Source organism: Streptomyces sp. NPDC048603, assembly GCF_043199475.1.
Taxonomy (GTDB): Bacteria; Actinomycetota; Actinomycetes; order Streptomycetales; family Streptomycetaceae; genus Streptomyces.
Map to the genome: position 1 here is coordinate 267028 of NZ_JBICVY010000011.1, position 22997 is coordinate 290024.

Annotated in this window: 21 protein-coding genes and 2 tRNA genes; 8 read left to right on the plus strand and 15 right to left on the minus strand. The window is 71.4% G+C overall.

All coding sequences use genetic code 11. The features are described from left to right. Nucleotides 1-64: 64 nt before the first annotated feature. The 4 genes from ACGFQ9_RS27730 to ACGFQ9_RS27745 all read right to left on the minus strand — a co-directional run bounded on the left by ACGFQ9_RS27730 (nucleotide 65) and on the right by ACGFQ9_RS27745 (nucleotide 3346). On the minus strand, nucleotides 65-760 hold the full coding sequence (locus ACGFQ9_RS27730; protein WP_393577461.1) for an ATP-dependent Clp protease proteolytic subunit: 696 nt from the start codon (nucleotides 758-760) through the stop codon (nucleotides 65-67). Nucleotides 761-784: 24 nt separating this feature from the next. Then, entirely contained in the window at nucleotides 785-1402 is a 618-nt protein-coding gene (locus ACGFQ9_RS27735) for an ATP-dependent Clp protease proteolytic subunit (RefSeq protein ID WP_365107655.1), read from the minus strand. A gap of 264 nt (nucleotides 1403-1666) precedes the next feature. Further along, nucleotides 1667-3055, minus strand: a complete 1389-nt coding sequence (gene tig, locus ACGFQ9_RS27740) for a trigger factor (protein ID WP_393577463.1) — start codon at nucleotides 3053-3055, stop codon at nucleotides 1667-1669. 214 nt (nucleotides 3056-3269) lie between these two features. Next, nucleotides 3270-3346 (minus strand) — tRNA-Pro (locus ACGFQ9_RS27745). Nucleotides 3347-3533: 187 nt separating this feature from the next. Between ACGFQ9_RS27745 and ACGFQ9_RS27750 the strand changes: the two genes are divergently transcribed. Continuing rightward, nucleotides 3534-3604 (plus strand) — tRNA-Gly (locus tag ACGFQ9_RS27750). A gap of 152 nt (nucleotides 3605-3756) precedes the next feature. Then, nucleotides 3757-4314, plus strand: coding sequence for a GNAT family N-acetyltransferase (locus tag ACGFQ9_RS27755; RefSeq protein WP_393577465.1), 558 nt, complete (start codon nucleotides 3757-3759; stop codon nucleotides 4312-4314). Nucleotides 4315-4330: 16 nt separating this feature from the next. Here the strand turns inward: ACGFQ9_RS27755 and ACGFQ9_RS27760 are convergent, their stop codons facing one another. The 3 genes from ACGFQ9_RS27760 to ACGFQ9_RS27770 all read right to left on the minus strand — a co-directional run bounded on the left by ACGFQ9_RS27760 (nucleotide 4331) and on the right by ACGFQ9_RS27770 (nucleotide 6496). Beyond that, nucleotides 4331-4525: a hypothetical protein gene (locus ACGFQ9_RS27760; protein WP_365107649.1), complete on the minus strand. Its 195-nt coding sequence runs from the start codon at nucleotides 4523-4525 to the stop codon at nucleotides 4331-4333. Nucleotides 4526-4664: 139 nt separating this feature from the next. After that, a complete protein-coding gene (locus tag ACGFQ9_RS27765) occupies nucleotides 4665-5114 on the minus strand; it encodes an HD domain-containing protein (RefSeq protein ID WP_393577467.1) in 450 nt (149 codons plus the stop codon). Beyond that, nucleotides 5111-6496 (minus strand): pyridoxal phosphate-dependent decarboxylase family protein, encoded by a 1386-nt coding sequence (locus ACGFQ9_RS27770; protein WP_393577468.1) that lies wholly within the window; start codon nucleotides 6494-6496, stop codon nucleotides 5111-5113. The genes ACGFQ9_RS27765 and ACGFQ9_RS27770 overlap by 4 nt, the downstream gene beginning before the upstream one ends. A 103-nt stretch (nucleotides 6497-6599) precedes the next feature. Between ACGFQ9_RS27770 and ACGFQ9_RS27775 the strand changes: the two genes are divergently transcribed. After that, on the plus strand, nucleotides 6600-7244 hold the full coding sequence (locus ACGFQ9_RS27775; protein ID WP_393577470.1) for a DUF4232 domain-containing protein: 645 nt from the start codon (nucleotides 6600-6602) through the stop codon (nucleotides 7242-7244). A 60-nt stretch (nucleotides 7245-7304) separates the two neighbouring features. On the opposite strand, the gene ACGFQ9_RS27780 is transcribed toward ACGFQ9_RS27775, so the two are convergent. The 3 genes from ACGFQ9_RS27780 to ACGFQ9_RS27790 form a co-directional block, all read right to left on the minus strand. Next, nucleotides 7305-9836: an FtsX-like permease family protein gene (locus ACGFQ9_RS27780; protein WP_393577471.1), complete on the minus strand. Its 2532-nt coding sequence runs from the start codon at nucleotides 9834-9836 to the stop codon at nucleotides 7305-7307. Next, the gene (locus ACGFQ9_RS27785) at nucleotides 9833-10726 is read right to left on the minus strand and encodes an ABC transporter ATP-binding protein (RefSeq protein WP_393577574.1); all 894 of its coding nucleotides are present in this window, start codon (nucleotides 10724-10726) and stop codon (nucleotides 9833-9835) included. Before ACGFQ9_RS27785 ends, ACGFQ9_RS27780 begins: the two co-directional genes overlap by 4 nt. Nucleotides 10727-10892: 166 nt before the next feature. Next, on the minus strand, nucleotides 10893-12038 hold the full coding sequence (locus tag ACGFQ9_RS27790) for a PP2C family protein-serine/threonine phosphatase (protein WP_393577472.1): 1146 nt from the start codon (nucleotides 12036-12038) through the stop codon (nucleotides 10893-10895). 128 nt (nucleotides 12039-12166) lie between these two features. On the opposite strand from ACGFQ9_RS27790, the gene ACGFQ9_RS27795 reads away from it, so the two are divergent. Continuing rightward, nucleotides 12167-13417, plus strand: a complete 1251-nt coding sequence (locus ACGFQ9_RS27795; protein ID WP_393577474.1) for a GNAT family N-acetyltransferase — start codon at nucleotides 12167-12169, stop codon at nucleotides 13415-13417. Between the two features lie 40 nt (nucleotides 13418-13457). On the opposite strand, the gene ACGFQ9_RS27800 is transcribed toward ACGFQ9_RS27795, so the two are convergent. Together ACGFQ9_RS27800 and ACGFQ9_RS27805 are read right to left on the minus strand one after the other, a co-directional pair. Then, a complete protein-coding gene (locus ACGFQ9_RS27800) occupies nucleotides 13458-14264 on the minus strand; it encodes an Fpg/Nei family DNA glycosylase (protein ID WP_393577475.1) in 807 nt (268 codons plus the stop codon). Nucleotides 14265-14330: 66 nt separating this feature from the next. Continuing rightward, on the minus strand, nucleotides 14331-14819 hold the full coding sequence (locus tag ACGFQ9_RS27805; protein WP_393577477.1) for a ribose-5-phosphate isomerase: 489 nt from the start codon (nucleotides 14817-14819) through the stop codon (nucleotides 14331-14333). Between the two features lie 336 nt (nucleotides 14820-15155). Here ACGFQ9_RS27805 and ACGFQ9_RS27810 point away from each other — a divergent pair, with 336 nt between their 5' ends. Beyond that, a complete protein-coding gene (locus ACGFQ9_RS27810; protein WP_393577478.1) occupies nucleotides 15156-16592 on the plus strand; it encodes an amino acid permease in 1437 nt (478 codons plus the stop codon). Between the two features lie 87 nt (nucleotides 16593-16679). Here ACGFQ9_RS27810 and ACGFQ9_RS27815 read toward each other — a convergent pair whose 3' ends face one another. After that, entirely contained in the window at nucleotides 16680-17264 is a 585-nt protein-coding gene (locus ACGFQ9_RS27815; RefSeq protein ID WP_393577480.1) for a biotin transporter BioY, read from the minus strand. A gap of 243 nt (nucleotides 17265-17507) precedes the next feature. Here ACGFQ9_RS27815 and ACGFQ9_RS27820 point away from each other — a divergent pair, with 243 nt between their 5' ends. Further along, on the plus strand, nucleotides 17508-18887 hold the full coding sequence (locus ACGFQ9_RS27820; RefSeq protein ID WP_393577481.1) for an amino acid permease: 1380 nt from the start codon (nucleotides 17508-17510) through the stop codon (nucleotides 18885-18887). Nucleotides 18888-18940: 53 nt separating this feature from the next. Here ACGFQ9_RS27820 and ACGFQ9_RS27825 read toward each other — a convergent pair whose 3' ends face one another. Then, nucleotides 18941-19720 (minus strand): SDR family NAD(P)-dependent oxidoreductase, encoded by a 780-nt coding sequence (locus ACGFQ9_RS27825; RefSeq protein WP_393577483.1) that lies wholly within the window; start codon nucleotides 19718-19720, stop codon nucleotides 18941-18943. A 173-nt stretch (nucleotides 19721-19893) separates the two neighbouring features. Here ACGFQ9_RS27825 and ACGFQ9_RS27830 point away from each other — a divergent pair, with 173 nt between their 5' ends. Together ACGFQ9_RS27830 and ACGFQ9_RS27835 are read left to right on the plus strand one after the other, a co-directional pair. Further along, a complete protein-coding gene (locus ACGFQ9_RS27830) occupies nucleotides 19894-21309 on the plus strand; it encodes an amino acid permease (protein WP_393577484.1) in 1416 nt (471 codons plus the stop codon). 174 nt (nucleotides 21310-21483) lie between these two features. Further along, on the plus strand, nucleotides 21484-22140 hold the full coding sequence (locus ACGFQ9_RS27835) for a superoxide dismutase (RefSeq protein WP_393577486.1): 657 nt from the start codon (nucleotides 21484-21486) through the stop codon (nucleotides 22138-22140). A 151-nt stretch (nucleotides 22141-22291) separates the two neighbouring features. Here the strand turns inward: ACGFQ9_RS27835 and ACGFQ9_RS27840 are convergent, their stop codons facing one another. Next, nucleotides 22292-22936 (minus strand): DsbA family protein, encoded by a 645-nt coding sequence (locus ACGFQ9_RS27840; RefSeq protein ID WP_393577488.1) that lies wholly within the window; start codon nucleotides 22934-22936, stop codon nucleotides 22292-22294. Between the last annotated feature and the right edge of the window lie 61 nt (nucleotides 22937-22997).

The following is a 22997-nucleotide window of genomic DNA, read 5'->3' on the forward strand; positions in this document are numbered from 1 at the left end:
CCTCATATCCGACGGTACCTTGCCGGGGCCCCGCTTCGGGGCCCCGTGCAAGTATCAGGCCGTATCAGGCCGCGTTCATCTTCCGGGTGGAGATGATCTGGTCGATCAGGCCGTAGGCCAGAGCGTCCTCCGCGGTGAGGATCTTGTCGCGCTCGATGTCCTCGCGGATCTTCTCGATCGGGGTCGAGGAATGCTTGGCCAGCATGCTCTCCAGCTGGTCGCGCATGCGCAGGATCTCGTTGGCCGCGATCTCCAGGTCGGAGAGCTGCTCACGGCCGGTGCCGCCGGACGGCTGGTGGATCAGCACGCGGGCGTTCGGCAGGGCCATGCGCTTGCCGGGGGTGCCGGCGGCCAGCAGGACGGCGGCGGCGGAGGCCGCCTGGCCCATGCAGACCGTCTGGATGTCCGGCTTCACGAACTGCATCGTGTCGTAGATGGCCGTCAGCGCGGTGAAGGAGCCGCCGGGGCTGTTGATGTAGATCGAGATGTCGCGGTCCGGGTCCATCGACTCCAGGCACAGCAGCTGCGCCATGACGTCGTTGGCGGAGGCGTCGTCGATCTGCACGCCGAGGAAGATCACGCGCTCCTCGAACAGCTTCGCGTACGGGTCGTACTCGCGCACGCCCTGCGAGGTGCGCTCGACGAAGCGGGGGACGACGTAGCGGTTGTCCACCTGGGCCCCGGTGTAGAGGCCGCTCGCGGAGAAGTTGTTCTGCATCTGGGGGTTCACCATCCTGGTGCGTTCTGCGGGCTGGGGCATTCCTGGTACGGGACCGGGGCCGGGTCAGGCCCCGGTGCCGCCGCCGCCCGGGGCGAGGGACGCGGCCGAGATGATGTCGTCGATGAGGCCGTAGTCCTTGGCCTCCTCGGCGGTGAACCAGCGGTCGCGGTCGCCGTCGCGGATGATCGCCTCGACGGTCTGGCCCGAGTGGTGGGCGGTGATCTCGGCCATCCGCTGCTTGGTGCGCAGCAGGTACTGGGCCTGGATCTTGATGTCCGACGCGGTGCCGCCGATGCCGGCGGAGCCCTGGTGCATCAGGATGTCGGTGTTCGGGAGCGCGAAGCGCTTGCCCGCGGTGCCGCCGGTGAGCAGGAACTGGCCCATGGAGGCGGCCATGCCCATGCCGATGGTGACGACGTCGTTCGGGATGAACTGCATGGTGTCGTAGATCGCCATGCCGGCCGTCACGGAGCCACCGGGGCTGTTGATGTACAGGAAGATGTCCTTGTCCGGGTCAGCGGCAAGGAGGAGGAGCTGCGCCGTGATCTTGTTGGCGATGTCATCGTCGACCTGCTGGCCGAGGAAGATGATCCGCTCGCCGAGCAGCCGGTTGTAGACATGGTCGCCGAGGCCGCCACCGATGGACGGCTCACCCGCGGCGTAAGGCTTCAGATTCGTCACGTATCCACCTGCTCGTCTCCGACGGCTTCACGTGCCGTCTCAGCGTCTCGTTCGGAGGGCAGTGCCCTCATAGTCATGGACCCTAACGCGCAGGTCGGACAACGCCATCCCGGTTCCCGAACTGTTCGCTCGGAGCGCAAGCTCCGCAAGGCCCCCGGCGGGGGTGCGGAAGGGCCCGGACGCACACGCGTCCGGGCCCTTCCGGTACAGCTCAGAGCTGGTGCTCAGACCCGGTTCCCGGAGGTTCCGGGAACCGGAGGCGGACTACTTGGCCTCGTCGGCCTGCGCCTCGGCGTCGGCCTCGACGACGGCCTCGACCGTCTCGGCGGCCTGCTCCTCGTCCTCGTCGGACAGGTCGACGACCTCACCGTTGGTGTCGACGACCTTGGAGCCCTCGACGACCAGCGCGAGCGCCTTGCCGCGGGCGACCTCGCCGACCAGCATCGGGACCTGGCCACCCTCGACGACCGCCTGGGCGAACTGGTCGGGGGACATGCCGGAGGAGGCCGCACGGCGGACCAGGTGCTCGGTGAGCTCGTCCTGGTTGACGTTCAGCTTCTCCTTGTTGACCAGGGCGTCCAGCAGGAACTGGGTCTTGATGCCCTTGACCGCGGCTTCCTTGGTCTCGGCCTCGAACTCCTCGACCGTCTTGCCCTGGAACTCCAGGTACTTCTCGAGGGTCAGACCCATCTGGCCGAGCTGGTGGTGCTCCAGGTTGTGCTTGCGGGTGTTGACCTCGTCCTCGAGCAGCTTCTCGGGGACCGGGATCTCCGCGAGCTCGATGAACTTCTCCAGCACGCGCTCCTGGGCCTGGGTGGCCTGGTCGTACTGCTTCATGTTCTCGAGGCGCTTGCGGCTGTCCGCCTTCAGCTCCTCCAGGGTGTCGAACTCGCTCGCGAGCTGAGCGAACTCGTCGTCCAGGGCCGGGAGCTCCTTGGCGGCGACCTTGGTGACCTTGACGGTGACCTCGGCGTCCTTGCCCTCGGCGGAGCCGCCCTTCAGCTGCGAGGTGAAGGTGGCCTCGCCGCCGGCCTCGAGGCCCTTGACGGCCTCGTCGATGCCGTCGAGCAGCTCGCCGGAACCGATGGTGTAGGAGACGTCGCTGGCGACGCCGTCCTCGAGGACCTCGCCGTCGACCTTGGCCTCGAGGTCGATGGTGACGACGTCACCCTCCTCGGCGGCGCGCTCGACGGTGTTGGTGGAGGCGAAGCGGTTGCGCAGCTGCTCGACCGACTTCTCGATGTCCTCGTCGGTGACCTCGACCGCGTCGACCTCGACCTCGATGCCGGAGAAGTCCGGGATCTCGATCTCGGGGCGGACGTCCACCTCGGCGGTGAAGGAGAGCAGCTCGCCGTCCTTCAGCTCGGTGATGTCGACCTCGGGCTGACCCAGCGGGTTCAGCTCGGCCTCGTTGATGGCCTCGGTGTAGAACTTCGGGAGGGCGTCGTTGACGGCCTCCTCCAGCACCGCACCGCGGCCGAAGCGCTGGTCGATGACCCGGGCCGGGATCTTGCCCTTGCGGAAGCCCTTGACCGTGACCTGCTGGTTGATCTTCTTGTACGCCGCGTCGAGGCTGTCCTTGAGCTCCTCGAAGGGCACCTCGACAGTGAGCCGAACCCGAGTCGGGTTCAGGGTCTCCACGGCGCTCTTCACGGTTCGGTCTCCTTGTGGCTGACTTCTGGGGTTCTGCCGACGCTGCGTATTCAGCGGTCCGGCGGATCGGGCCCGGCACATCAGACACACGGGCACGCAGCTTGCATAGTAACCGCAGCCGGGAAGCAGCCCACAACGCGATCTTCGACGGAGCCGTCGACGCGGCCTTCGGGGCGATCTTCGATTCGATCTTCGCGAAGGGTGGTACAGGTGGTGGTCGGGGTGGCCGGATTCGAACCGACGACCTTCCGCTCCCAAAGCGGACGCGCTACCAAGCTGCGCCACACCCCGTCGGTGCGACACGTAGGGTACATGCCCGTGGACAGTCCCATGCGCAGGGTTTTCCCCGGGGGAGGGACGTATGAGTCACCGGGTCGGTCAACGGGCGAACCACCGGCGGGAAAGCGGTGTGCGATCCACTGACCGGACCCGCTAGGATGCTGTCCGTGCCGGGGTCACCGACCGCGGCGCGCACTGTGCGGGCGTAGCTCAATGGTAGAGCCCTAGTCTTCCAAACTAGCTACGCGGGTTCGATTCCCGTCGCCCGCTCTGAACACCGAAGGGCCAGGTCAGAGGATGTTTCCTCGATCTGGCCCTCGGTCGTTCCCGGGGTCTGGTGGCACTGGGCCGACCTGACGAACCACGGGAAGTTTTCCGGTGCCTGGCGAGTTGCAGCCGCCAGGACAAGGGGAGGGGGCCGCATGACGCCGCTGGGAACCGTGACGGTGGAGGGCTTGGGAGGCTCGGCCGCGGTGCGGGCCGAGGACGCGTTCAGGTCGGTCTATGCCGAGGTGTTCGCGGAACCGCCGTACGACGAGGGTGCCGATGGCGTCGCGGCCGCGTTCCGGCGCTTTCGTGCCCAGGCCGGCAAGCGCGCGTTTCGCGCCGCCCTCGCCCGTACCGGGGACGGCGAGCCGGTCGGTATGGCGTACGGCCACCCGGTTCCGCCCGACACGCGCTGGTGGGACGAACTGACCGAGCCCGTGCCCGACGACCTGCGGCGCGAGGACGGGCACCGCACCTTCGGCCTCATGGAGCTTGCCGTACGCGGGCCCTGGCGCGGGCAGGGCATCGCGCGGCGTCTGCACGAGACGCTGCTCGACGGCATCGAGGCGGAACGGGTGCTGCTGAACGTCCACCCCGACAGCAAGGCGGCGTCGGCCGCATACCGGGCGTGGGGCTACCTCAGGATCGGTGAGGCTCGCCCGTGGGGCGGCCCGGACCACTATGACGTCATGCTGCTCGACCTGCGTGGGTGAGGACCAGGGGGCGCTGCTAGATCTTGATGCCGGCGATGGTGTCCGCGAGTGAGGTCAGGAAGCGGTTCACGTCCGGGGCGATGGAGCTCGACGCGAGGAAGAAACCGAAGAGGACCGCGACGATGGCGGGGCCCGGCTTGAGGTGGTTGCCGCGGATCAGCACCACCATGATGATCGCCAACAGAACCACCACTGACAGCGAAATGGCCACTACTGATCACACCTTCGGTCGTCCCCTGGTCCTCCAGGGGCACGGCCGCGCTGCGCGCACCCCCACATGCTCCATCGTGCCACCAACGGGCTCTGGGTATACGCCGGATGGGGTGCTATTTCTGCCAACTGCGGTGGTTTCAGAGGGAAAGCAATTCCCGCATGTGCGCGTACTTGGCGGTAAGGCGCTCGCGGGTCGTTTCGTCCAGGACCGCCAGGCGGGCCGGGTCGGCGTTGTGTGCCAGATCGGCCTCCTTGACCAGCAGCGCTCCGGGGGTCTGCAGGATGCGGGCGGCGTAGGCCCGGGGCGGTTCGCCGGGGCGCTTGGTGACCGCCAGGACCATCGCCTTCACCGCGGGCGGCAGGGCGGCGGAATCCAGCCAGGTGAGGGACAGCGCCTCGTCCTCGATGGCGTCGTGCAGCCAGGCGGCGGCCTGCTGTTCGGCGCTGCCGCCACGGACCCGGACGCCCTCGGCGACGGCCTGGAGGTGTTCGGCGTACGGCCGCCCCGCCTTGTCGGTCTGTCCCTCGTGCGCCGCGCGGGCCAGGGCCTCGACCTCGATGAGCGTGAGCATGCCGTCCGTGGTCATCCGAGCCCTTTCGCCGCCGTGCGGAGGGCCTGCGCGGCCCGGCGTACATCCGCTTGCGTGGTACGCCAATTGGAAAACGCGGCGCGCAGGGCGGCGGTTCCCCCGAACACGGTGGGCGTGACGAACACCTCTCCGCCCGCGGCCTCCCGGAGCGCGGTAAGCCGCTCCGGTGTCGGGGCCTGGGCGAGGGTGAAGCAGACGACGTTGAGCCGGACCGGCGCGAGCAGCCGGAAGGCGGGGTCTGCGGCGAGTTCTGCGCCCAGCGCCCGGGCGCAGGCGACGTCCCGCTCGACGATCTCCCGGTGTCCCTGCCGCCCGTACGCCCGGAGGGTGAACCAGGCGGCGAGGGCGCGCAGCCGGTGGGAGTTCTCCGGGGTGAGGTGAACCAGGTCGGGGTCGGGACCGAGCGGCCCGAGATAGGCCGCCGCGTTGGCGAAGACCCGGGCCTGGAGGTCCTGCCGGCGGGTGAACTGCACGGCGCTGTCGTAGGGCACGTTGAGCCATTTGTGCAGGTCCACGCACACGCTGTCGGCGAGCCCGAGCCCTTCCACGAGGTGGGCGTGGTCCGGGGACAGCCCGGCGAACGCCCCGAACGCGGCATCGGTGTGCAGCCAGAAGTCATGACGGCTCCTGAGCGCAGCAACGGCGGTCAGGTCGTCGAAGTCGACGGTGTTGACCGTGCCGGCATTGGCGACGACCACCGCGGGTCCGGGCGTGTCGGCTAGGGCCCGGTCCAGCGCCACCGGATCGACGGCTTCCCGCCCCGGCAGGGTGGGGACCCGCACCAGCGCGTTCCGCCCGAGCCCGAGCACGGACAGCGCCTTGCCGATGGAGGAGTGCGGGGCCCCGGAGAGGACCCGTACGGGCCCCAGGACGGCGGCACCGTCCTCGGCCGGGGAGACCCCGAGCCGCTCCCCGAGCCATTCCCTGGCGATGGCGAGCCCCGCGGTGTTGGACAGGGTGGCACCGCTGACGAAGGTGCCGCTGTGCTCGGCCCCGAGCCCGAACAGGTCACGGAGCAGCCCGACCGTCTCGCGTTCGAGTTCCTGTCCGGCTCCGTCCATCGCGGAGTTGGAGTTCTGGTCGAAGACCGCCGTCAGCCAGTCCCCCGCCAGCGCGGCCGGGGTGGCCCCGCCGGTGACGAACCCGAGGTACCGGGGCCCCGCGGAGGCCGACAGCCGCGGCGCCCAGCGCTCCCCGAACTCCGCCAGCGCCCGTTCAAAGCCCCCGCCCTCCTCCCCCAGCGGCTCCCCGCCCCCGCCGCGGGTGAACCGTACGACGGGCCGGGCGTCGAGCCCGTCGAGCGTGTCGGTGGCGTACCGGAGGGTGAGCCCGAGCAGCTCGGGAAGCCGGCTGAGGTCTGCGGCAAGGCGGTGGTCCATGGGGCCCACGCTAGGCGCGCGAACCGCTCCGGCCCCGGGCCAATGCGCCACAAGTGGCCGGTTCCCTCGCCCTCGGTCCGCCGGTACCGCTTAGGGTCGCGGAATGAGCAGACAGGGGTGGACCCGGAGGATCGCCGTCGGCTTGGCCGGCACCGTACTCGTCGCGACAGCGGTCACCGGCTGCGACACCGCGCCACCACCCGAACGGGCTCCCGGCCCGACAGCAGCACTTCCCCTTCCCTCACAGGGCGGGATCGTGTCCGCGGACCCCCTGCCCACGGACACGCCGACGGCCACACCTCCGGACACGGCCTGCCCGCCGGACGGCATCCTGCTCCGCGAAGGCACCGGCGACGCCGCGATGGGCCTCCGCGTCGAGGACATCGAACTTTTCAACTGCGGGACCGCTCCCTACGAACTCGACGGCTACCCGGACATCCGCCTGCTCGACGCGCAGAAGTCCCCCGTGCAGGTGCAGGTGGGACACGGCTCGAACGGGATCAGCACGGGCACCGGCTTCGACGACCCCCCGCGCAAACTGGTCCTCCAGCCCAACCAGTCGGCCTCGTTCGGCCTGTTGTGGCGGAACCTCGTCACCGACTCGACCGTCCCCGCGACCGAGGGGCGGCACCTGGACGTCCAGCCACGCCCCGGCGCACCGCGACAGACCCTCACCCTCACCCGTCCGATCGACCTCGGCAACACCGGCAAGCTGGGTCTGGGCCCCTGGAGGGAGTCGGCCCGTTGATCGTCTGGGCCGGGCGGCAGCCGCCGACCAGGCCTGTCCCCCTCCCGTCGCCCCCTCCCGTCACCCCCTCCCCAGAACCCGGCGAGCCGGTACGGTCGTTGCCGTAAGGCCCAGGGCCAGGACTGCCGCCGCCATGGAGCCGTACAGCGCAGGCGGGACGTACGGGCCGGTGCCCGTGATCGCGCGCGTCAGGGGGTGCAGTGTCGCCAGGGCGATGGCCGTGCCCAGCGTGATGCCGGCGACGGTGACCAGGAGTGCCTCCCAGCGGATCATCCGAAGGACCTGCCGGCGGGTGGAACCGACCAGGCGGAGCATCGTGAGTTCGCGGCGCCGGTCGAGGACGGTCATCACCAGCGTGTTGGCCGCGGCGATCGCGGCGAAGCCGCCGAGGACGGCCGCCATGGTGGTGTTCGCCCAGGCGTTCAGTTCCCGCTCCGTGCTCTGCGCCGTGCTCCACCCCTTGGCGTCGGTGACGCGGCCCAGGGACGGGTCCGGAACAGGGCCGCCCTTCACCAGCAGTTCGGTCGGGAACAGCGAGGTGGCGTGGCCGCGCAGGTCCTCGACGGGCAGGGTGATCCGGCCGAAACCGAGGCCACGGGCGTAGACCGCGGCGACGGTCGGCGTGGCCGCGGTGCCGTCCGGGAGCCGGATCGGCAACCGGTCCCCGCGCTTCACCCCGGCGGAGTCGGCGAGCGTGCGGTCGACGGCGACCGTACCGGGCCGGACGTCGTCCAGGGAGCCCTGCCGTACGTCGAGGTCCTGGACCCGCCCGAGGGCGGACGGCGGCCCGGCGAACGCCTGGGCGGGCACGAGCTCGTGGCGGCGTTCCATCCCCGAACCGACCTGGACGAGCAGCCCGGCACGGGTGATCGGGACGGCAGCGGTGACGCCCGGCGCATCGGCTGCCCCCTCAACCCGGGTGAGACCGGTGGGATCGGTGGGATCGGTGAGACCGGTGAGACCGGTGATCACGTGGTCCGCCAGCAGTCCCACCCGCTGCTGCTCCCGGGTCGCCCGGTCCTCGCTCGTGTGCAGGAAGAGCAGCGTGGACGAGAAGGCCATGGCCAGCACGATGGGGGTGATGGCGGACGCCAGCCGACGCGCGTTGGTACGGGAGTTGGCGGCGGCCAGCCCGCCGGCCGGACCGGCCGCGCGCAGCGGCAGCCCGAACAGCGCCACGCACAGCCGTGCGATCAGCGGCCCGAGCAGGGCCACGGCCAGCATGAACAGCATGACCACACCGAGCGCGGCGTTCGCCGAGTCCTCGCCCGTCGTGGAGGCCGCCAGCCCGGAGCAGGCGATGCCGCCCGCGAGCGCGGCCAGTCCGAGCGGCGTACGGACCCACCCGGGGCGGAGACGTTCCACGGCGGCCGCGGCGAGCGCCTGGCCCGGACGGATACGGGCGGGCCTCCGCGCAGCGGCCCGGCCGGCCACCAGGGCGGTCAGCAGCCCCACCCCGACGGCGACGGTCAGCGGGATCCAGCCGATGGCGAGCTCCACCTCCCGGGGAACGGCCCCCTTGTCCTGCAGCCGGCCGAACCACCAGTGGGCAAGGGCGATGCCGGGCAGACAGCCGAGCAGCCCGGCGGCGGGTGCGACCAGCAGTGCCTCGGTGGCGACCGTACGGCGGATCTGGCGCGGGGTGGCTCCGACGGCGCGCAGCAGCGCGAACTCCCGGGAGCGCTGGCCGACGCCGAGCGCGACGGTACCGGCGGCGGTGAACACGGCCACCATGGCGGCGACTCCGCCGAAGGAACCGCCGATGCCCATGAGCACCTCCCTGGCCGCTGCCAGCCGCCCGTCGAGGACGCGGTCGTCACCGGTGAGGACGCGGGCGCCGGTACCGGCGAGGGCATCACGGGCCTCACCGGCAAGACCACCGGCACGGGCCGCTGTACCGGCACCGGCACCGGCTCCCGAGCCCGGGAACAGGACGATCGCGTCAACGGCCCCGGGGTGCCCGGAGAGGACGGCCGCCTCGGCATCGGCGAACCAGACGCCGGGCCGGTCGGCCTGCCCGACCACCCGGAACTCCCGCCGCCCGGCAGGGGTGTCGAAGGTGACCGAACCCCCAGCGGCACCGGCACCCACACGAGCACCAGCACCCAGGACCACCTCCCCCGGCTCCGGCGCCCGCCCCGCCGTCAGGGCGGCCCCGGTGAAGCCGGTGGACCCCCACCCGGCGGCCTGCTGCTCGCCCGCCGCCCGCTGCTCCCCGGCCGCACCGCGCACGGGGAAGACGACGTCCGGCACGGCGCGGCCGACACCCGGCAGCCGGCCGAGCCGGCCGAGCAGGGCGGCGTCCACCCGGGCCCGGTCCGGAACCGCCTGGGAGTCGGTGTCGGTCTCCTCCCCGCTGCCCACCTTGAGGTGGACCTGCTGGTCGGCGGCGACGACCACGGGTGCGTCGGCGTACCGGGTGGGCGGGAGGCTAGCGCGGGCGCCGGTCTCCAGGAGGATGCCGCAGGCGGAGACGATGGCAACGGTCATCAGCAGGGCAACGAAGGTGCCGACGAAGGCCGCCGGCCGGAACCGGACGGCGGCCCGGGCCAGCCCGTTCACACGAAACGGCCCGGAACTCCGGAAGCTCACGCCACGGCCCTCGCGTGATCGGTGCGCACGGTACCGGCGGTCCGCGCCGACGCCGACGCGGCCGACGTCAGACGGGACATCCGGTCCGCCACGGCAGCCGCCGGGCTGCGCGGCATCCGGTCCGCGATGACGCCGTCGGCGAGGAAGAGGACCTGGTCGGCGTGGGCGGCGGCGGCCGGGTCATGGGTGACCATGACCACCGTGGCGCCGAGCGAGTCCACCGCGCCGCGCAGCAGGGCGAGCACCTCCCCCGCCGTGGTGGTGTCCAGCGCGCCCGTGGGCTCGTCGGCGAAGACCACGTCCGGGTCGGTGACCAGGGCGCGGGCGATGGCCACGCGCTGCTGCTGACCGCCGGAGAGCTCGGCGGGCCGGCGGCGGCCCTTGCCGCCCAGGCCGACCTGTTCGAGCAGGACCGCGGCCCGGCCGTGGTCCTGGCGGCCGCCGGCCAGCCGCATCGGCAGCAGCACGTTCTGCTCGACGGTGAGCGAGGGCAGCAGGTTGAACGCCTGGAAGACGAAGCCGAGGCGGGACCGGCGGAGCTCGGTGAGCTGGTTCTCGTTCATCCCGGTGATCTCGGTGCCGCCGAGGCGGACGGAGCCCGCCGTGGGGCGGTCCAGTCCGGCCGCGCACTGCAGGAAGGTCGACTTGCCGGAGCCGGACGGGCCCATCACGGCGGTGAACGTCCCGCGGGGCAGGGTCAGGTCGATGCCGCGGAGGGCGTGCACGGTGGCCGAGCCCCGGCCGTACTCCCGCCGCACGCCGCGCAGCTCGACCGCCGCGGCGCTGTCGTACGCGGCGCTGTCGTACGCGGCACCGGCGAACACCGGTGCCGCGGCCCGTGTCTCCGGCTGCTCCCCGCCGCGCCGCCGTCCGTTCCTCCGCAACCGCAGCCCCATGGCTTCCCCGTCCTCCGTGTCCGTGCGCTCCGCGGCCACTGTCGGCCGGGCAGTACGAACGTACGGACGCCGGAGGGGTCGGAACCATGACGGAGTCCGGTGGATCAGGGGTGGGGGAAACCCCACCAAAGAGCAAGAGAAGCCAGACGAAGCCGGCGGCCTACGCCGAGCGCCGGATCAGCAGCAGCGCACGGTCGTCGTTGACGTCCTTGGCGACCTTCTCGATGAGGTGCCAGGCCGCGCCCTCCCAGCCGGCGGCGACGTAACGGTCCGCTTCTCCCGTCAGCCGGTCGATGCCCTCGCTGATCTCCCGGTCGGCGGTCTCCACCAGGCCGTCGGTGAACAGCATCAGCACGTCACCGGGGCGCAGGCTGCCCCGGACGGGCTCGAACTCGGCGCCGTCGTAGACGCCGAGCAGCGGCCCGGAGCCGGACTTCTCCTGCCAGCGGCCGGTGCCCGCGGACAGCTGGAGGGCGGGCAGGTGACCCGCGGACAGCAGCTCGTAGTCCCCGGTGTGCAGGTCAAGGACCAGGTGGACGGAGGTGGCGAAGCCCTCGTCCCAGTCCTGGCGCAGCAGGTAGCCGTTGGCGGCCGGCAGGAAGTCCTGCGGGGGCAGGGAGCCCAGCAGGCCGCCGAAGGCGCCGGAGAGCAGCAGAGCACGCGATCCGGCGTCCATGCCCTTGCCCGACACGTCGGTGAGGACGACCTCCAGGGTGCGGCCGCCGGGGCCGGTCCGGGCGGCCACCACGAAGTCGCCGGAGAAGGACTGTCCGCCGGCCGGGCGGAGGGCCATCTCGCGGTGCCAGCCGGGTGGCAGCGCGGGCAGCTTGCTCTGCACGCGGATGCGTTCGCGCAGGTCGAAGAGCATGGTGCCGCCGCGCCGCCAGGGCACGCCGACGCGGCTGCGGAACTGGGCGATGACCAGCCCGAAGAGTCCGCAGGCGGCCACCACCAGCACGGTGCCGGGGGTGACCCTGGCGGGTCCCTGGGTGTACGGGCCGAGCACGAGCGCCTCGACGATCAGTGCGGCGGCGGAGGCGGCGTACAGCGCGAGCAGGCTGGCGGGCCGCAGCAGCAGGCCGCCCGCGACGATCGGGAGGACGAGCGCCGACGGTGAGAACCACACGGGCAGCATCAGGGTGCCGCAGGTGATCGCGGGGACGGTGAGCAGCAGTCCGGCGAAGGCGAGCCAGTCCGAGGCGTCTCCGCGGAAGTAGTCCACGGCGGATTTGCGCAGCGCGGTACGGACCCGGTGCGACATCTTCCGCATCCGGGCCGTCACGGTCTCTCCACGTGCTCGGGCCATTGCTTCGGGACCCTATCCATCCTGGCTGTGTGCGCGCAGGGGTACCCCCGCAGCGGCCCGGGAAGCGGCCCCGGAAGCGGTCCGAAATCCAGTCGATGTGCGAGGAAAGTCCTGATAACCATGGCTTTATGGGGTATGAGACGCGGGTTCGGCGGGTTGTGCGGGTTCTGCGGCCCGAGGAGTGGAACACCTGGTACGACGTGCTGGAGTTGGCCTTCGGCGGGGTGCCGGAGTCCCCGGAGGAGCGGTCGCTGTACGAGTCCCTGACGGAGACGGAGCGTTCGCTCGGCGTCTGGGACGGCGACGACTGTGTGGGCGCGGCATCGGCGTTCAGTTTCCGGTTGTCGGTGCCGGGCGGCGCACTGGTGCCGGCCGCCGGGGTGACGATGGTGGGAGTGGCTCCCACGCACCGCCGCCAGGGCGTGCTGACGTCCATGATGCGGCGTCAGCTCGACGACATCCGGGCCGGCGGCGAACCGCTCGCGGTGCTGACGGCCTCGGAACCGGCGATCTACGGCCGGTACGGCTACGGGGTCGGGACCTGGGCGGTGGCGCTGGACATCGACACCAGCCGGGTCCGGCTGACGGTGCCGCCGGGGACGGACGGGGTCCGGCTGCGGCTGGTGGACCCGGAGGAGGCGCTGGCCGCGTGCGAGAAGGTGTACGCGGAGCTGGTGCCGCGGCGGCCGGGGATGCCGGCCCGGCAGCCCGGCTGGGAGCGGCTGGGACTGCTGGATCCGGAGCAGTCCCGGGAGGGCGCTTCACCGCTGAAGTGCGTGCTGGCCGAGCGGGCGGACGGCCGGGTGGCCGGGTACGCCCGCTACCGGGTGAAGCCGGACTGGGACGTGACCGGCTCGGACGGGGTGGTGCGGGTCGCGGACGTGGACGCGCTGGATCCGCAGGCGTACGCGGCGCTGTGGCGGTACCTGTTCGAGATCGACCTGACCTGGCGGGTGGAGGCGGGCCGGCGGCCGGTGGACGATCCGGTGCTGCACCTGGTGACCGACGTGCGGCGCGCGCAGCCGCGGGCACGGGACCAGATGCACGTACGGCTGGTGGACCTGCCGGCGGCGCTGGAGGCGCGGAGGTACGGGTCCCCGGTGGACGTGGTGTTCGAGGTCGAGGACGCGTTCTGCCCGTGGAACGCGGGGCGCTGGCGGCTGGTGGGCGACGCGAACGGCGCGAGCTGTGTCCGTACGCGGGACGCGGCCGGCCTCGCGCTGTCGGTACGCGAGCTGGGTTCGGCGTACCTGGGCGGGGTGGCGCTGACCTCGCTGGCGGGTGCGGGCCGGGTGACCGAGCTCCGGCCGGGCGCGCTTGCGGAGGCGTCCCGGGCGTTCGCGGGCGATGTCGCCCCCTGGCTGCCGCACTTCTTCTAGGCGCGCGTGCCCGGAGCGCCAGCCGGGATCCGGCCGGGCCTCAGCGGGTCTGGCAGCCCGGGCACCAGAAGAGGTTGCGGGCGGCGAGGTCGGCGGTGCGGATCTCGCTGCCGCAGAGGTGGCAGGGCATGGCGGCCCGGCGGTAGACGTAGACCTCGCCGCCGTGGTCGTCCACGCGGGGCGGTCGGCCCATGGCCTCGGGGGTGTGCTCGGGGCGGACGGTGTCGATGCGGTTGTTCCGGACGCCCTCGCGCATCAGCTCCGCCAGGTCGAGCCACATCGCGTCCCATTCGGCGCGGCCGATGTCCTTGCCCGCGCGGTACGGGTCGATGCCGTGCCGGAAGAGGACCTCGGCGCGGTAGACGTTCCCGACGCCCGCGACGATCTTCTGGTCCATGAGGAGGGCGGCGATGGTGGTGCGGGAGCGGGAGATCCGCTTCCAGGCCCGGTCCGGGTCGTCCTCGGCGCGCAGCGGGTCGGGGCCGAGCCGGTCGTGTATCGCCTTCTTCTCGCCGTCCGTGATCAGCTCGCACGCGGTGGGTCCGCGCAGGTCGGCGTGGTGCTCCTCGTTCAGCAGCCGCAGCCGGACGGTGTCGGTGGCGGGCGGGGCGGGCACGGGCCCGAAGGCGTACTTGCCGAAGAGGCCGAGGTGGATGTGGATCCAGTCCTCGTCCAGCCGGAGGAAGAGGTGCTTGCCGTGGGCCTCGGCCGAGGCCAGCTCACGGCCGTCGAGCAGTGCCGCGCTCTCGGCGAACCGTCCCTGCGGGCTGCTCACCCGGACCGTGCGGTCGGCGAACCGTTCGGTGTGGTCCTGGGCGAGTCGGTGGATCGTATGCCCCTCGGGCACGGCACTGCTCCTGTACGTGCTGCGGGCCCCGTACGCGGGTGTGCGCGTACGGGGCCCGGGTCGCGGTCAGTCCTGCTGCGGGTGGTGAGCCGGGATCGGGGGCAGCTCGCCGGTGGTCTCGTACGCGGAGAGCATGTCGATGCGGCGGGTGTGGCGCTCCTCGTTCGAGTACGGGGTGGCGAGGAAGGCCTCGATGAAGGAGGTGGCGTCCTCTTCGCTGTGCATCCGGCCGCCGACGGAGATCACGTTGGCGTTGTTGTGCTCGCGGCCGAGCTTGGCGGTCTCCACGCTCCAGGCGAGGATCGCGCGGACGCCCTTGACCTTGTTCGCGGCGATCTGCTCGCCGTTGCCGGAGCCGCCGATCACGATGCCGAGGCTGTCCTGGTCGGCCGCGGTCTTCTCCGCGGCGCGCAGGCAGAACGGCGGGTAGTCGTCGACGGCGTCGTAGATGTGCGGCCCGCAGTCGACGGGCTCGTGGCCGTTGTTCTTGAGCCAGTCCACAAGGTGGTTCTTGAGCTCAAAGCCGGCGTGGTCGGATCCGAGGTAGACGCGCATGGGCACGAGTGTGTCACGGGCGGGGCGGCGGAAGGGTGGCCGGGGTGCCCGCGTCGAGGGCCGTTCCATCACCACGCGTGCATCACACGTAACACGTTTCGAAGATCACACCCGGTGTGCTCCGACCGTTCCACCGGTCACGGCCCGAGTGTGGCGTAGGACACTCCGGAAGCTCAAGTAATCCCCAAACGCCCAGTTCAGACACGGATGCCTGTTCCGGGACCAAGGTCCTGGACGTTCGCCTCACGGCAACGATCCGGATTCGGGTCTTCCGTCTTTTGTTCATTCCGGGTTTGAATGCCGGGGCTCGCAACCCGAGAACCTAAGGATTCGTCCATGAGCTCCACGCCGACCCTGCAGAAGGCAGGCGGACCCGCTGGTGACCCCGGCGCCCCCCAGTCTTCCGACGGTCTGAAGGCCGGTCTCAAGAACCGCCACCTGTCCATGATCGCCATCGGCGGCGTCATCGGAGCGGGACTCTTCGTCGGCTCCGGCAAGGGCATCGCCGAAGCCGGCCCTGCGATCCTGATCTCCTACGCGCTGGTCGGCGCGATGGTGGTCTTCGTCATGCGGATGCTGGGCGAGATGGCTGCCGCCAGCCCGAACTCCGGCTCCTTCTCGGCCTACGCCGACCGCGCGCTGGGCCGCTGGGCCGGCTTCTCCATCGGCTGGCTGTACTGGTTCTTCTGGGTCGTCGTCCTGGCCGTGGAGGCCACCGCCGGCGCGGTCATCCTGGAGGGCTGGATCCCGGCCGTCCCGCAGTGGGGCTGGGCCCTGATCGTGATGGCCGTCCTGACCGTCACCAACCTCGGCTCGGTCGCCTCCTACGGCGAGTTCGAGTTCTGGTTCGCAGGCATCAAGGTCGTCGCCATCTCCGCCTTCGTCGGCATCGGCGTGCTGGCCGTGTTCGGCGTCCTGCCGGGCTCGGACAACCCGGGTGCGGGCTTCGCGCACCTCACCGACACCGGCGGCTTCATGCCGAACGGCTGGGGCTCCGTCCTCACCGGTGTGCTGATGGTCGTCTTCTCCTTCATGGGCAGCGAGATCGTCACCCTGGCCGCCGGCGAGTCCGAGGACCCGCGCCGCGCCGTCACCAAGGCCACCAACTCGGTCATCTGGCGCATCGGCGTCTTCTACCTGGGCTCGATCTTCGTCGTCCTGACCCTGCTCCCGTGGAACGACAAGTCGATCGTGGAGAAGGGCTCGTACGTCGCCGCCCTCGACTCCATCGGCATCCCGGCCGCCGGCCAGATCATGAACGTGATCATCCTGACCGCCGTGCTGTCCTGCCTGAACTCGGGCCTGTACACCGCTTCCCGCATGGCGTTCTCGCTGGGCGAGCGCGGTGACGCCCCCAAGGCGTTCGCCAAGGTCAACAAGCGAGGCGTGCCGGTCGCGGCCATCCTGGGCTCCACGGTCTTCGGCTTCGTCGCCGTCGTCTTCAACTACACCAACCCGGACACCGTCTTCAACTTCCTGCTGAACTCCTCCGGTGCGATCGCGCTCTTCGTCTGGCTGGTCATCTGCCTGACCCAGCTGCGCATGCGCAAGATCCTGGCCGCCGAGGCGCCGGAGAAGCTGACCGTGAAGATGTGGCTGTTCCCGTGGCTGACCTATGCCACCGCCGCCCTGATCCTCTTCGTCATCGGCTACATGTTCGTGGACGACGCCAACCGCGAGGTGGTCACCCTGTCCACCATCGTCGCCGGCGCCGTGGTGGCCATCGGCGTGGTGCTGGACGCCCGCCGCAAGCGGGCCGCGCTGCAGGGCTGATCCCCGCTCGCAGCCACACGCACGACAGACGCCGGAGCCCGGCCCGCCTCACCAGGCGGGCCGGGCTCCGGCGCTTTCGCAGGCCGGTCAGCCGCGGCGGCCGGCCAGCTTCCAGGCGGCCGGCAGGGCGCCCATGGCCAGGGCGGCCTTCACGGCGTCGCCGATCAGGAACGGGGTCAGGCCGAGCGCGACGGCCTTGCCGAGCGGCAGACCCGTGGCGGCCATCAGGTACGGGACGCCCACCGCGTAGATGACCGCCGAGCCGAGCACCATGGCACCGGCGGTACGCAGCACCGAGCGGTCGCCGCCGCGGCGGGCCAGGGCGCCGACCAGCGTGGCCGCCAGCAGCATGCCGAGCACATAGCCGAAGGAGGCACCGGAGGCGCCCGAGGTGCCTTCGGCGAACCACGGCACACCGGCCGCGCCCGCGACGGCGTACAGGGCCAGCGCCAGGAAGCCGCGGCGGGCCCCGAAGGCGCTGCCCACCAGCAGGGCCGCGAAGGTCTGGCCGGTGACCGGGACCGGGGAGCCGGGCACCGGGACCGATATCTGCGCGGCGAGACCGGTCAGCGCGGCACCCCCGACGACCAGGGCGGTGTCCCGGAGGCGGCTCGCGGGCAGCAGGTCGGCCAGGACCAGACCCGGGCGGGTGACGACGGAAGCAGTGCTCATGAGGGGCTCCGCGGGAGGTGAGGGGCGGTACGGACAGCCCGACGCTACGTGCGGCGGCGGTGCGGTCACAGCGCGTTCCGACACAAAGCGGCGGCCGCGCGCTTCGTGGGGAATCCACAAAGCCGGGCCGCGAACGCCCAAGCGGAACGGAGCGGAACGTCCGGAGTGATGCGAATCACGCAGGGGTTTGGTTGTGGCGAGTCCGTTTTGCGTGGCCGAGGAGCGCTCGGGGACACTGTCGGGATGTCACAAGCATCCCTGCCGGAAGTCCCCGAGGAACCCCTCGGCCACGGCCTCAAGCAGCGCCACCTGACCATGCTCGGTCTGGGCGGCGTCATCGGCGCCGGACTCTTCGTCGGGTCCGGCGCGGGCATCTCGCTCGCCGGTCCCGGCATCGTCCTCTCCTATCTGTTCGCCGGCGCGCTCGCGATGCTGGTGATGCGGATGCTCGGCGAGATGTCCGCCGCGCTGCCCGCGTCCGGATCCTTCTCGGTGCACGCGGAACGGGCGCTGGGCCGCTGGGCCGGGTTCTCGGTGGGCTGGCTGTACTGGTTCCTGCTGGTCGTGGTCCTCGCCGTGGAGGCGACCGGTGCGGCGACCATCGCGAACGGCTGGGCGCCGGGCGTCCCGCAGTGGGCCTGGGTGCTGATCTTCATGGTGGTCTTCACCGTCGCCAACCTCGCCGCGGTCCGGAACTTCGGCGAGTTCGAGTTCTGGTTCGCCGCCCTGAAGGTGGGCGCGATCGTCCTCTTCCTGATCCTCTCCACGCTGGCGATCTTCGGCCTGCTGCCGGACACCGAACCCGTGGGGCTGAGCAACCTGACCGGCCAGGGCGGGTTCCTGCCCAACGGCTGGTCCGGGGTGATCTCCGGGGTCCTGGCCGTGGTGTTCGCCTTCGGCGGCCTGGAGGTCGTCACCATCGCCGCCGCCGAGTCGGAGGACCCGGCGCGCTCGGTGTCCCGGGCGGTGCGCAGCGCGGTCTGGCGGATCCTGCTCTTCTACATCGGCTCGATGCTGGTCATCGTCACGCTGATCCCGTGGGACGAGATGAAGCCGGGCGAGAGCCCGTACGTGGCCGTACTCGACTCGATCGGCATCCCGGCGGCCGGCCAGATCATGAACATCGTGGTGTTCGTGGCCCTGCTGTCGGCGCTCAACGCCAACCTCTACGGCTCCTCCCGGATGGTCTTCTCGCTGGCCGAACGCGGCGAGGCGCCGAAGGGGCTGCTGGCGGTGTCGCCGGGCGGGGTGCCGCGGCGTGCCGTGTTCGCCTCGGTGGCCTTCGGCTTCGTGTCCGTCGTGCTGAACCTGCTGTGGCCGGACACGGTGTTCCTCTACATGCTCAACGCGGTCGGCGCGGTGCTGCTGTTCGTGTGGGCGCTGATCGCGGTCTCCCAGCTGCGGCTGCGGCGCCGGATCGAGCGGGACATGCCGGAGCGGCTGATCCTGAAGATGTGGGCCTTCCCGTACCTGACGTGGGCGGCGCTGGCGGGGATGGCGGCGGTGCTGGTGCTGATGCTGTTCGACGACTCGGCGCGGCCGCAGTTGCTGTGGTCTACGGGTGCGACCGCGGTGGTGCTCGCCGTGGCGGGGCTGCGGGAGCTGCGCGAGCGGCGGGGCTGACCCGACCCGCTCCCCACGGGCCCCCGCGCGCGGCGCGGGGGCCCGTCCGCACATCAGGTGCGCAGGTAGGAGGCGCCGTTGACGTCCAGGACGGTGCCCGAGCTCCAGACGGCCTCGGGCGAGGCCAGGTGACGGACCGCGGCGGCGATCTCCGCCGGCTCCGCGACCCGCCCGAACGGGCTCTGCGCACGGATCGCTGCACCCTCCGGCCCGGTCAGCCGCCCGGCCACCCGTTCCGTGGCCACGAAGCCCGGCGCCACCGAGGCGACCGCGATGCCGTACGGGGCGAGGGAGACCGCCAGTGACTGACCGAGGGCGTGCAGAGCCGCCTTGGTGGCGCCGTACGCCGGGTGGTCGGGCTCGCCGCGGAAGGCGCCGCGCGAGCCGACGTTGACGATGCGTCCCGGACGGCCGGCGTCGATCAGGCGGCGGGCTACGCAGTGACTGAGGTTGGCGGCGCCGAAGAGGTTGACCGCGGCCGTCTCTCGCCAGGCCGCCTGCCAGTCGGCGTACGAGGTCTCGGCGAGCGGGTGACGGATCATGACGGCGGCGTTGTTGACCAGCACGTCGACCCGACCGAGCGCCTCGGCGGCGTCCGCGGCCAGGGCCTCGACCTGCGCCGGATCGGCGAGGTCACCGGCGACCAGGACATGGCCCGCGCCCTCCAGCTCCGCCAGGGTCCGCTCGGCGTCCGCCTGCCGGGCGGAGTAGTGCACGGCGACCCTGTCGCCCTGCGCGGCGAACGCAGTGGCGACGGCCCGCCCGATGCCCCCGGAGGCGCCGGTGACGAGTACCCCGCGACCCGTCGCGGCCAGTTCCTGCGTGCTGCCCATCGGCTCCCCCTGCGGTCGTGGTCGTTCGCCTGCGCGGGCGCCAGCGTACGGGCGCGATCACCACCGGTCACCTCGACGTCCGCATGTCGGATACTAAACGTCCGATAAACGGACGCGAGCCAGACTGGGGCGATCACCCCGTCCCACCGCACACCGGACAGGCCCGCACCTCCATGAGCACCACACCCACCCTGACGCCCCCTCGGCAGACGCCGCCTCAGGACTCCCCGCCCTCCGCCGGATCCCCGCTGGCGGGCGGACTCAAGCAGCGGCACCTCTCGATGATCGCCCTCGGCGGGGTCATCGGCGCCGGACTGTTCGTCGGCTCCGGCGCCGGCATCGCGGCCGCCGGCCCCTCGATCGTGCTCGCCTACGCCGCGTCCGGGCTGCTCGTGATGTTCGTGATGCGGATGCTCGGCGAGATGTCGGCGGCCAACCCGGCCTCGGGCTCCTTCTCGGTCCACGCCGAGCGGGCCATCGGCCGCTGGGCGGGCTTCACCGCCGGGTGGATGTTCTGGACCCTGCTGGTGGTCGGCGTCGCGATCGAGGCCATCGGCGCCGCCGCGATCCTCACCGGGTGGTTCCCCGGTACCCCGTCCTGGATGTGGGTGCTGGTCCTCATGGCGGTGTTCTGCGGCACCAACCTGGCGGCCGTCTCCAACTTCGGCGAGTTCGAGTTCTGGTTCGCCGCGCTGAAGATCGCCGCGATCGGCCTGTTCCTCACCCTCGGCACCCTCGCCGTCCTGGGCCTGCTGCCCGGCACCGACTCCCCCGGCGCGACCAACCTGCTGCACGACGGCGGCTTCCTGCCCAACGGGGTCGACGGCCTGCTGGTCGGCCTGCTCGCGTCGGTGGTCGCGTACGGCGGCCTGGAGACGGTGACCATCGCGGCCGCCGAGTCCGACGACCCGGTGCGCGGAGTCGCCCGCGCCGTCCGCACCACCATGTGGCGGATCGGCATCATCTACGTCGGCTCGATGCTGGTCATCGTCACGCTGATCCCGTGGGACTCCGAGGGCGCGGGCAAGGCCCCGTACGCCGCCGCCCTGGACCACCTGGGGATCCCCGGCGCCGGCCAGGTCATGAACGTGGTCATCCTGATCGCCCTGCTGTCCGCGATGAACGCGAACATCTACGGCTCCTCCCGGATGGCGTACTCCCTGGTCCGCCGCGGCCAGGGCCCCCGGGCGCTGGGCCGGATCACGGGCGGGGTGCCGCGCCGCGCGGTGCTGGCCTCCTCGGGCTTCGGCTTCGTCTGCGTGCTGCTGTCGTACTGGTACCCGACCACCCTGTTCACCTGGCTGCTGAACATGGTCGGCGGCGTGATCCTCGTGGTCTGGGGCTTCATCGCGGTCTCCCAGTACGTGCTGCGCCGCCGCACCGAGCGGGAGGCGCCCGGGAAGCTCCTCGTCAGGATGTGGGGCTTCCCGTACCTGACCTGGGTGGCGCTGGCCGGCGTGCTGGGCGTGCTGGTCCTGATGGCCTGGGACTCCGGCACCCGGGTCCAGGTGATCTTCACCGGCGGGCTGACGGCGGCGCTGGCCGTCACGGGCTACGCGATGCAGCGGAGGGCGGCGGCCGCGCGCTGATGCCGCGCGCTGATGCCGCTCCCCTTGCCGAGGTGGACCCCGTGCGATCGCACGGGGTCCACCTGCTTCTACAGAGGTAACCCTTACGTGTGAGCAGGAATAGATACTGCTAGCGTGCAGTTGCGCATTGATTGCAATAAGCAGTTGGCACGCTGAGGGGACCGGATTACACGCATGGCCATCTACACGCTTCCCGAGCTTCCGTACGAGTACTCGGCTCTTGAGCCGGTGATCAACCCGCAGATCATCGAGCTGCACCACGACAAGCACCACGCGGCGTACGTCACCGGCGCCAACAACACGCTGGAGCAGCTGGAGGAGGCGCGCGAGAAGGAGAACTGGGGCGCGCTGAACGGCCTGGAGAAGAACCTGGCCTTCCACCTCTCCGGCCACATCCTGCACAGCATCTACTGGCACAACATGGCCAGCCCGAAGACCGGCGAGGGCGGCGGCGAGCCCACCGCGGCCGACGGCCTGGGCGACCTGGCCGACGCGATCACCGAGTCCTTCGGCTCCTTCGCGAAGTTCAAGAAGCAGCTGACCTTCGCCTCCTCGGCCACCCAGGGCTCCGGCTGGGGCGTGCTCGCGTACGAGCCGGTCAGCGGCCGCCTGGTCGTCGAGCAGATCTACGACCACCAGGGCAACGTGGGCGTCGCCAGCACGCCGATCCTGGTGTTCGACGCCTGGGAGCACGCCTTCTACCTGCAGTACAAGAACCAGAAGGTGGACTTCATCGAGGCCATGTGGAACGTGGTCAACTGGCAGGACGTGGCCAAGCGCTACACCGACGCCAAGGCCAACACCCCGCTGCTGATCCCCGCCAAGGGCTGATCGGCGCCCGCGAACCGTCCACCTCGTGATCGTCTTCTCAACCTTCACCGGCGGACGTGTGTAACGGAAGGCCCCCGCGAGGACGTGACTCGCGGGGGCCTTCCGCCGTTTCCGGCTCTGTCCGCCGACTCTGTCCGCCGGCTCCGGCCCGCTACTCGAACGAGGGCGCGGCGGTCCGGGTGCGCTTGATCTCGTAGAAGCCCGGGGTGGAAGCCACCAGCAGGGTGCCGTCCCACAGGCGGGCGGCAGCCTCGCCGCGCGGGGTCGGGGTGACCACCGGGCCGAAGAAGGCGACCTCGCCGTCGGCGCCCGGCACCGAGATCACCGGGGTGCCGACCTCCTGGCCGACCCTCTCGATGCCGTCGTTGTGGGAGGCCCGCAGGACCCAGTCGTACTCGTCGGAGTCGGCGAAGGCGAGCAGCTCGGCCGGCAGGCCGGCGTCCGCCAGGGCGCCCGCGATGGCCTCGCGGGTCGAGCCCTCCCCGTTGGTGTGGAAGCGGGTGCCCAGGGCGGTGTAGAGGCGGCCGACCACCTCGTCCCCGTGCTTCTGCTGAGCCGCCGTCACCACGCGGACCGGCGCCAGACCCTTCGGGCCGACCAGCTCGCGGTAGTGCTCGGGCAGCTCGTGCAGGCGGTTCTCGTTGAGCACGGACAGGCTCATCACGTGCCAGCGGACCTCGACGTCGCGGACCTTCTCGACCTCCAGCATCCAGCGGGACGTGATCCAGGCCCAGGGACAGAGCGGGTCGAACCAGAAGTCGACGGGGGTCTTCTCAGGCACCTGGGTATCCGACATGTCACTCCTCTTGCTCGCGTCGTACCGGTGGGACCGGCGGTGTCCCACCCGGCCAACCCGC